This is a genomic window from Saliniramus sp. (assembly GCF_035311605.1).
GTDB lineage: Bacteria > Pseudomonadota > Alphaproteobacteria > Rhizobiales > Beijerinckiaceae > Saliniramus.
Genome location: NZ_DATGCW010000005.1, coordinates 1 through 8,345, shown reverse-complemented (window position 1 = coordinate 8,345; position 8,345 = coordinate 1). Strand labels below are relative to the sequence as shown.

Annotated in this window: 9 protein-coding genes and 1 pseudogene; 1 reads left to right on the top strand and 9 read right to left on the bottom strand. The window is 63.5% G+C overall.

Annotation, left to right across the window (positions count from 1 at the left end; all coding sequences use genetic code 11):
• The 4 genes from VKP01_RS00205 to VKP01_RS00190 form a co-directional block, all read right to left on the bottom strand.
• A partial coding sequence (locus tag VKP01_RS00205; protein WP_324409627.1) for a tripartite tricarboxylate transporter permease occupies positions 1-217 on the bottom strand: 217 nt, incomplete at its 3' end.
• Between the two features lie 12 nt (positions 218-229).
• A complete protein-coding gene (locus tag VKP01_RS00200; protein ID WP_324409626.1) occupies positions 230-640 on the bottom strand; it encodes a hypothetical protein in 411 nt (136 codons plus the stop codon).
• A 193-nt stretch (positions 641-833) separates the two neighbouring features.
• On the bottom strand, positions 834-1,826 hold the full coding sequence (locus tag VKP01_RS00195) for a tripartite tricarboxylate transporter substrate binding protein (protein WP_324409625.1): 993 nt from the start codon (positions 1,824-1,826) through the stop codon (positions 834-836).
• A gap of 453 nt (positions 1,827-2,279) precedes the next feature.
• On the bottom strand, positions 2,280-3,923 hold the full coding sequence (locus VKP01_RS00190) for an FAD-dependent oxidoreductase (RefSeq protein ID WP_324409624.1): 1,644 nt from the start codon (positions 3,921-3,923) through the stop codon (positions 2,280-2,282).
• A gap of 201 nt (positions 3,924-4,124) precedes the next feature.
• On the opposite strand from VKP01_RS00190, the gene VKP01_RS00185 reads away from it, so the two are divergent.
• Positions 4,125-4,991, top strand: coding sequence for a hypothetical protein (locus tag VKP01_RS00185; protein WP_324409623.1), 867 nt, complete (start codon positions 4,125-4,127; stop codon positions 4,989-4,991).
• 154 nt (positions 4,992-5,145) lie between these two features.
• Here VKP01_RS00185 and VKP01_RS00180 read toward each other — a convergent pair whose 3' ends face one another.
• The 5 genes and pseudogenes from VKP01_RS00180 to VKP01_RS00160 form a co-directional block, all read right to left on the bottom strand.
• Positions 5,146-5,637, bottom strand: a complete 492-nt coding sequence (locus VKP01_RS00180; RefSeq protein ID WP_324409622.1) for a hypothetical protein — start codon at positions 5,635-5,637, stop codon at positions 5,146-5,148.
• A gap of 33 nt (positions 5,638-5,670) precedes the next feature.
• Positions 5,671-5,805 (bottom strand): hypothetical protein, encoded by a 135-nt coding sequence (locus tag VKP01_RS00175; RefSeq protein WP_324409621.1) that lies wholly within the window; start codon positions 5,803-5,805, stop codon positions 5,671-5,673.
• Positions 5,806-6,010: 205 nt separating this feature from the next.
• Complete coding sequence (locus VKP01_RS17345) at positions 6,011-6,493, bottom strand: DUF2155 domain-containing protein (RefSeq protein WP_414706475.1); 483 nt, start codon at positions 6,491-6,493, stop codon at positions 6,011-6,013.
• A gap of 32 nt (positions 6,494-6,525) precedes the next feature.
• Positions 6,526-6,936, bottom strand: coding sequence for an NADH:ubiquinone oxidoreductase subunit NDUFA12 (locus tag VKP01_RS00165; RefSeq protein WP_324409628.1), 411 nt, complete (start codon positions 6,934-6,936; stop codon positions 6,526-6,528).
• Between the two features lie 501 nt (positions 6,937-7,437).
• A pseudogene (locus tag VKP01_RS00160) lies at positions 7,438-8,345 on the bottom strand (vitamin B12-dependent ribonucleotide reductase); the annotation flags it as partial.

Sequence of the window (8,345 nt, the reverse complement as noted above, 5' to 3'; positions counted from 1 at the left end):
CATATTGCGCGCCATAATAGATCGCCGCCATCATGATGATCGCGCCCGCCGGCTCCAGCGTGAACGTCAGCGGCAACAACAGCGCCAGCGTTGCCGCCGGGCCGATGCCGGGCAGGACGCCGACGAGCGTGCCGACCACTGCGCCCACGACACACAGGATGAGGTTTTCCGGCGTCAGCGCCAGCGCGAATCCCGACATCCATGCGTTCAGATCCATGCCCCGGCCTCTTCACAAACGAGGCCAGAGCGGCGCCGTGGGCGGCAACAGCGTAAGCCCGATCACCAGCGTCATGATAACGAGCGCGCCCACCGTGACCGCGAGCGCGACCGGATCGCGTTCACCGGCGCCGATGGCGGCCAGCGTTGCGGCAAGACCCGCCGAGATCACCAGCCCGAAGGCCGGCAGGCTCAATGCGAACAGCAGAACCGCGCCCAGGAGCGCCGGGCCGCTCCAGCGTTGCGCGGTCGCATCGGCGGGCTCGGCGCATGCGGCGGGCCGGGGCGGCGGGGCATTGAGCGCGCAAAAAGCCGCCCAGATCGCACCGAGCGCAATCACACCCTTGCTCAGCAATTGCGCGAACAGGCCCGGGCCGACATTCCCGCCCAGCCACGCCGGCTGGCCATAGGCGAGGATCAGCATGGCCGACCCGGTCACGACCAGTGCCAGTCCCGGTATGGCCCGCCTGAGCCTGAGCAGGGGGCCGGATCGAAGCATACGGCGCGCATGTTCCGCTTGTGATATCATGGGGCCTTGGTTCGGTTTCGCAGTCTCGCAGACAAGTCATGACCCGCGCCCGGGAGGTGCCGGGTGCGGGCATGCGGTGGGAGCGCCCTCAGCCCTCGCGCCGGGCGCCGGTGCCGCGCACGACCGGGATCCAGGTCTCGCGCTGTCTGGCGTAGTAGGCATCGACCTCGGCCGGTGTCTTGGCCGGGGGTACGATCGAGGCGAGATCCTCCAGCCTTGTACGCATCTCCTCGGATTGTACGATCTCGTTGATCATCGTGTTGAGGGTATCGACGATCTCCTGTGGCGTGTCCGCCGGTGCCGAGATGGTGTTCCAGGTCTGGCTGACGAAACCGGGCAATCCCGCTTCATCCATGGTCGGCACCTCCGCCAGCGCAGGCAGGCGCACCGGGGCGGATACGCCGAGCGGACGCACGGCATCGCCCTGTACCTGGCCGATCGCGGTCAGAGACGGATTGAAGACGAAGTTCAGACGCCCGGCAATCAGATCCACCATGGCCTCGGGGCTGCGCGGATAGGGAATGTGAACCACACCTTCGGCGCCGACGCGTTGCAGGAACAGGGCCCCGGTAATATGCGTCGTGGTGCCTGTCGGGCCGGACCCGTACTGGAAGGCGGCCGGATCGGCGAGAACCCGCTCGGTCAGCCCGGCGAGATCGGTATCGGGAGAATCCTTGGGCACGCACATGACCATCGGGACTTCGTTGATCATCGCGACACCGCGCAGGGTGCTCTCGATATCGACCGGAAGCGGGTCGAAGAGCGCGATGTTGTGGACGAGCTGCGAGGATGTGCCCACCAGCAGCGTGTAGCCGTCCGGCTCGGCCTTGCTCACATCCTCGGTGGCGCGCATGCCGGAAGCAGTGCCGTTATTTTCAACCACGATGCGCTGGCCGAGTACGGGCTCCAGCGCTTCGACGAGAATACGGGCAACGACATCGGCATTGCCGCCGCCGCCCTGGGCGACGACAAGCCGGATCGGGCCGGCCGCCGGCCATTGCGCAGCGCGAGCCTGGCGCGGCAGCAGGGACAGGAAGGGCGCAGCCAGAGCCGAGCCCAGAAGCGTGCGACGGTTTATCATCGAAGACTCCCACGATTACGGTGGCTCTTGAACAGACTGTCGAACCGAGCGTATCAGTGCGACAGAAATACAAGAAAAACAGGTGGAAAGCGCATTGAAAGCCAATGTGCAGACGTTTTATGTATCCAGGTTGGATTTCTTCTAATCTGGCGCAGTATTTTGCACTCAGATTTCGTTCTCTCCTGAATGTTGGTTCGATTATGTGAAATGAAAATGGTAGTCAAATGTTTTTGATAGCAATTTATAAAATTAAAATCGTTATAAAGTAGATTTATTCAAATATAATTTCCAGAATATCTGTGTGTTTTGATATTTTTTTTGTCTCTAATCTGGAATTCGCGATGATTGCATGAAATTGAGATTTCTTCAGGTATTTCCGGTGTCAAGCAGGAAATGCTGTGCCAAAAAATATCAAGGGTGTCCGACATTTTTGGTCAGGGCGCAAAGCGGTCTTTATCCCCGCCAGAATATCCGCGCAATCGCGCGCTCAACTGCCTGATCGGTCGCCTTGCGCCAGCGGGCGCCGAGATGTTGGTCGGGGCGGATCAGCCAGGTGGCGCCGGGGCTGGCGTCGAAGCGGCGGGTGAAGCTGGCGTCGGCATCGATCAGATCGCGCCCGATCACCAGCGTGCGCGCCTGAGCATGCCGGGGCACGGAGGTGCCTTCGCCTGGCATGTGGAGGAGGGTGCAATCGCCATCGAGCGCCTCCAGCAGCCAACAGGTTGTGCCGTCCGGCGCACGCATTAGCGCATCCGGGGCCGGCGCGCCCACGGCGGCGCTGCCGCCCCAGTCCTGTGCATCGGGCGTCGAGAGGGGGCTGTCGCGATAGGTGGTCGGCATCGACAAGCGCCCGGAATTCACCATGCGGCGGGCAAAACCGGCCTTCGCGGCGAGCGCGAGCGCAGCATCGCGAAAGCGCATTTCCTGCGCCGTGCGCGGTGCGATGAAATCGGTCGAGCGGGTGGAATGGCCGATATTCTCGTCGGCGGCGGCGATGCGTTCGCTGTCGTAGCTCGCGAGCAGCCGCGCATCCGCATCGCCCCGGATCACGGCGGCGAGTTTCCAGGCGAGGTTCTCCGCGTCCTGGATTCCGGAATTTGCCCCGCGCGCGCCGAATGGCGAGACCTGATGCGCCGCATCGCCGGCGAAGATGACCCGATCGTGCACGAACCGGGCGAGCCGGCGACATTGGAACGTATAGACGGAGACCCATTCGAGCGAAAAATTGCCATGGCCGAGCATCTGTCTGATGCGCGGGATCACCCGCTCGGGCTTTTGCTCTTCGGTGGCGTCGGCCTGCGCACCGAGGCCGAGATCGATGCGCCAGACATCGTCGGGCTGCTTGTGCAGCAGGGCCGAGCGGCCCTCATGGAATGGCGGATCGAACCAGAACCAGCGCTCAGCGGGGAATTCCCCCTTCATCTTGACGTCGGCGATCAGGAAGCGCTCCTCGAACGCCTCCCCCTCAAAGGCCAGGCCCATCAGATCGCGACAGGCCGAACGCGCGCCATCGGCCGCGACGACCCAATCCGCTTGCAGGTCATACGCCCCTTCCGGCGTCGCGATGGAGAGGGTAACGCCGGCGCCGTCCTGCGCAATGCCGGTGACGCGGTTGCGCCAGCGCAGATCGATGCGCGCGGCGTCTTCTGTGGCAAGGGCCTGCGCGCGCGAGACCAGATGATGCTCGAGATAATATTGCTGCAGATTGACGAAGGCGGGCATCTTGTGGCCGCTCTCGGGCAGCAGATCGAAATTGTAGACCTCGCTATCGCCCTGGAAGACACGGCCCAGCTGCCAGGTGACGCCCTGGTCACGGCAGGTCTCGCCGAGACCGAGACGATCGAGGATTTCGAGGGTGCGCTTGGCGTAGCAGATGCCGCGCGAGCCCTCGCCGATGCGATCGGCATCGTCGAGCACCACCACCGGCACGCCGCGCTGTGCCATGTCGACGGCACAGGCGAGGCCCACCGGCCCGGCGCCGATAACCACGACGGAATGTTGCGCCGGGCCGCCGTCCTGATCCGGCGAACGCCGATAGCTGAATTGATAGAGGCTCTTGCGTTTTCCGACCGTGGTCACGCCCTGCGCCGTCCCCATCCCGCTCCCTCCGGATTTTTCCCCAAGGATAGGCGCGGGGCGCGTTTTTGTCGATCCGGACTGGATAACGCCGCGCAGTCGCCGCAATCGCGTTGCACATGGTTAACACGCGCGTCACCATACGAATCAGTGCTGCCGTGATTCAGGCGCGGGGCGTCTTCCAGCGGCTTGCAAGAGGCGATGACGGGTGCAGAGGCCGGTATGACCGCAGATAATCAGATCCGGGCGCAGAACCGGTCGGATGGGGCAGGGCGCTCCTACCTGCTGATCCTTGCCGCAATCGCCGCGACGGGTTGGGGCTTCGCCTTCCATGCCGGGCTCGGCGGAATCGATCGGGAGACTTCTGCCCGTGAACGGATCGCAGCGCTGGAAGCCGACAACGCGACCCTCGAAGAACGCAATGCCGCGCTTTCCGACGTGCTCGCGAACAGACGCGAGACCGAAGGCCGGCTGCGTGAGATCGAAGCGCAGATCGATCAGGCGCGCGACAGGCTCGTGCATATTCTCGAAGACCGGCGCGATCTCGAAGACAGCCTCTCGGCCCTGCAGCGCGACATTGCCCAGCTCGGTCGCGAGGAAGGGGCCGCGACGCCGGTATCCGTCGGCGCAACCGGTCAGAACGTCTCGCCGGCTGCGGTGAATGCGGCGCTGGCGCGGCTCGATCGGATGATCGATCGCCGCAACGGAGAGCTGCAGGCAATTCGCGCGGCACGAAGCGAAGCTGAAGCCCGTCTCACCGCCGCAAACGACGCGCTCGACGCCAAACAGGCACAACTCGGGCGCGACGAGAGCGCTGCCGCGCAGGCGCGGGAAACACTCTCCCGGTTGATCGGAAGTCTGGAGCAGTTCGAGACGCTGATCGACCGGCGCGAAAGCCAGGCCGCAGCACTCGCCGAGGATATCGACCGGGCCGAGGCGCGGCTTGCGGCTTTGCAGAGCGAGCAGGCCCGCCTGCGCGAGACGACGTCAGACGCGTCCGATTCCGCTTCCGCGGCGCGCGCCCCCTCTGCACCGGAACGCCTTCCCGACGGAACGCGGGTCATCCGCGTCAACCCGTTCGCGCGCTGATCCTGAAGGCTTTCCCGGATGCCGATCCGGGCATCCGGGGCGTTGAATCACTTGTTTCGAACACTTGTTTCGAATACTTGCATGCGACGAATGCCCGTGACGCGCCGCCCCGCTTTCCCGCCGCTGTTTCAGACGGCGCAAGGCCGATGGTGCGTCATCGCCAGATCAGTTCGGTGCAGGACTCACCATTGGGGCCTGCCACGACATTCGACGCGGGTGGGTTGTTGGCCCGATAATCGTCATAGACCAGCAGCATCGTTTCCTTGCCGATGTTCCAGCCGATACCGACACCCGGCCAGCCTGCGATCGCGCCCCCGATGATCGCGCCTATCAAACCGCCGATCAGTCCCCAGAGGCGCCGCCTGCGGCCCTCTGGATCCGGCGATTGGCTTTGCGCCTGCGCGTTCTGTTCCTGAACCCTGCGGACGAAATCCGATGATGTGTCCAGTTTCTCGAATTCCCCGAGCAATGCCTGCGTCTGATCGCCGTCCTCGCGGATATAGGCATCACCAATGCGCTTGAAGAGTTCGGCTTCCCTGTCGGTGACCATGCGGCTCTTGACGAGGCAGTCGCACAGTTCCGAGAATTTGGGCGCAAAGCTCTTCGGTGTCAGGCTGAAGACCTGAATCACCGAATGCGCGACCATTTCGCGGGATTTTTCGTCGCGGAATTCATCCGCCTATGGGTTCAGATACTTGTCAGCCAGGAATTTCTTGCTGAGCGCATCAAAGGTTGCATCAGAATATTCAAGGGTTTCGGGTTGTGCCGACATGGCCGTGAGCTTCTGATGAGGAATGCCGATGGTAACCCGCATGAAAAACTGCGTGATTCCGAAGGAATCTTCAATTCATGCAAGTTAAAATTGTTAATTCTCGCGGGCGCCATCAAATCTGTCAAGCTGACGGCTGAAGCCGGCAGCACTGTCAGCAAGGGGAGGGTGGTGGCTCGCCGGAACTTCGCGCGCGGACGCTGCCCGCATCATGTGCGGCGATCTCCCGTCATCGGATCGAGGGGCTTTCTCAGAACGGGCGTGGGGGCGGCAGCGGAATCTGGTCTGGCGCTGGCCGGTCCGGGGAATCAGTGGTCTCGTCGGAAGGAGCATCAGCCAGGGATGTCTGGCGGCAACCCGTCAGCCAGATGTCGTAGACCGGGTGGTCGATGGCGCTCAGCCCCGGGCTCTCGGCGAAGATCCAGCCGTCGAAGAGTGAAACGACTTCCCCGTCGAGAGCGACATCCTCCACCTCGATGAAGGCGGTGGTGTTGGGGCTCTCGGTCGGCGGGCGGGTATGGCAGGCGCGCGGTGTGAGCAGGAGCGAGCCAAACTGGATGGTCTCGTCGATCTCGACCTCGAAGGCGATGATCCGCGCGGTGATCTTGTCGAGACCGTTGAAGACAGCGATCGGATTTTCGATATGGCTTTGCGCGCAGGCGTGCGCCGCGCCAAACAGGACAGCGGCGCCGAGGGTGAGGGCGACCGGCAGGCGCAGGAGGGCCATCGACATCTCCGGAAATCCGTGCGCGCGGGGGAGCGCGCTCAATCGCCCGGCGACCATGCGGCGTAATCGCCCGTGGCTTTCGGGCGCTCTTCCGGTGTCAGGATCGAGCCCTGCGGACGATAGGCCTGCGCGGTGCCGGTATGATTCTCGGCGCCGAGCTTCTGCCATTCGCGCGGGGCATATTCCTCCTGCGAAGGCGCAGTGGCATAGGTATGGGCCAACCAGCCGCGCCAGCCGGGCGGCACGCGCGACAGTTCGGCCTGCCCGTTATAGATCACCCAGCGCCGCTCATAGCCGAGCGCGGGATCCTTGGCGCCGCCCTTGGTGCGATAATAGCGGTTGCCGAACTCGTCCTCGCCGATGAGCTCGCCGTGGCGCCAGGTGTGGAAACGCGTGTTCAGCGTCTGGCCGTTCCACCAGGTGAAGAACTGGGTGAAGAACTCTTTCAAGGTCATCGCGGATCGTTGCCTTTTTTCAACAGACACCTTATGGCGCTGCAAACGCTACAAGTCCAGTGCCGTAGCGACGCGGAAAACCGGTTTTGCGATTTGTTTGCGGCGAATCGATGGTGCGTACGGGGCAGGGGCGGCGGTGGCATGCCTCAAAGTGTCCACCATGTCCCCGAGCACCCGGTCATCTTGTCTCCAGTCTGTACAAGGGGAGGGATTAAGAGTGGGGTTAGCCGCGTGTCTCATGCTCGTCCGTTCGAGATTTTGCACACGGGCCACCCCACCCCTACACCCCCTTCAGGGGAGGGATGGCCTGCATGAAGCGCTCGCGCGAATTCCCCCCCATGGTGAGGGATGCCTGCCATGAAGAACTCGCCCTGTCTCGCTCCCCTAAGGGCAGGGATTAAGGATGGGGTGTACACACTTGATCAAGTGCTTGCGCTATCAGAAAAACGCCCCGGTTTCCACGGGGCGCTCTATCAACTCAACAAGCCACGACCCTCACGAACACCCGGTCGTCGACCCACAGGTATCGCACTTCATGCACGTGCCGTTCCTCACCAGCGTGAAGTTGGCGCATTCCGGGCAGGCTTCGCCCTCGTAGCCCTTCATGCGGGCTTCGGCGCGTTTGTCGGCCTTCGTCATGCCGGCGGAGGTGTCCACCCGTGGCGCGGCGAAGCCCAGCGCGGAGAGGTCGGCACCCTCTTCCGCCTCCATGTCCTGCTCCACCACCGGCTCGCTCTTGAGCGCGGTCGCGCCTTGTGACGAGAGGGCGGTGACGACGGTGGCGCCGGAAGTGCCTCCGGAGGCGCCGCCATCGACCAGCATCAGCTTGTCCGTGCGGCCACGGGTGAAGCCCTTGGAGACGTATTTCGCCGCCGTGGCGGAGAGCTTGGACTGGTCGTCGCCCTTGCCGAGCACGTCATGGCCGATATCGGAGGGGTCGACATGGGCGAGGTCGTAGCGGCCGAGATAGGAGATCGCCAGCTCGCGGAAGACGTAATCCAGGATCGAGGTCGCGTTCTTTATCGATTCGTTGCCCTGGACGAAGCCCGCCGGCTCGAAGCGCGTGAAGGTGAAGGCCTCCACATATTCCTCCAGCGGCACGCCGTATTGCAGGCCGAGCGAAATCGCGATGGCGAAGTTGTTCATCATCGCCCGGAAGGCCGCGCCCTCCTTGTGCATGTCGATGAAGATCTCGCCGATACGCCCGTCCTGGTATTCGCCCGTGCGCAGATAGACCTTGTGACCGCCGACCACGGCTTTCTGCGTGTAGCCCTTGCGACGATCGGGCATCTTCTCGCGCTCGCGGATGCGCTCGACACGCTCCACCACACGCTCGACGATCTTTTCCGCTACTTGCGCGGCGCGCGCGGGAGCTGCGGATTCGAGCAGACGATCGACGGTAT

What these genes read in the sequence shown, in the direction of transcription:
- VKP01_RS00200 (WP_324409626.1), bottom strand. Translation starts at nt 640, where the DNA reads ATGCTGATCCTCGCCTATGGCCAGCCGGCGTGGCTGGGCGGGAATGTC.
- VKP01_RS00195 (WP_324409625.1), bottom strand. Translation starts at nt 1,826, where the DNA reads ATGATAAACCGTCGCACGCTTCTGGGCTCGGCTCTGGCTGCGCCCTTC.
- VKP01_RS00190 (WP_324409624.1), bottom strand. Translation starts at nt 3,923, where the DNA reads ATGGGGACGGCGCAGGGCGTGACCACGGTCGGAAAACGCAAGAGCCTC.
- VKP01_RS00185 (WP_324409623.1), top strand. Translation starts at nt 4,125, where the DNA reads ATGACCGCAGATAATCAGATCCGGGCGCAGAACCGGTCGGATGGGGCA.
- VKP01_RS00180 (WP_324409622.1), bottom strand. Translation starts at nt 5,637, where the DNA reads ATGGTCGCGCATTCGGTGATTCAGGTCTTCAGCCTGACACCGAAGAGC.
- VKP01_RS00175 (WP_324409621.1), bottom strand. Translation starts at nt 5,805, where the DNA reads ATGCGGGTTACCATCGGCATTCCTCATCAGAAGCTCACGGCCATGTCG.
- VKP01_RS17345 (WP_414706475.1), bottom strand. Translation starts at nt 6,493, where the DNA reads ATGTCGATGGCCCTCCTGCGCCTGCCGGTCGCCCTCACCCTCGGCGCC.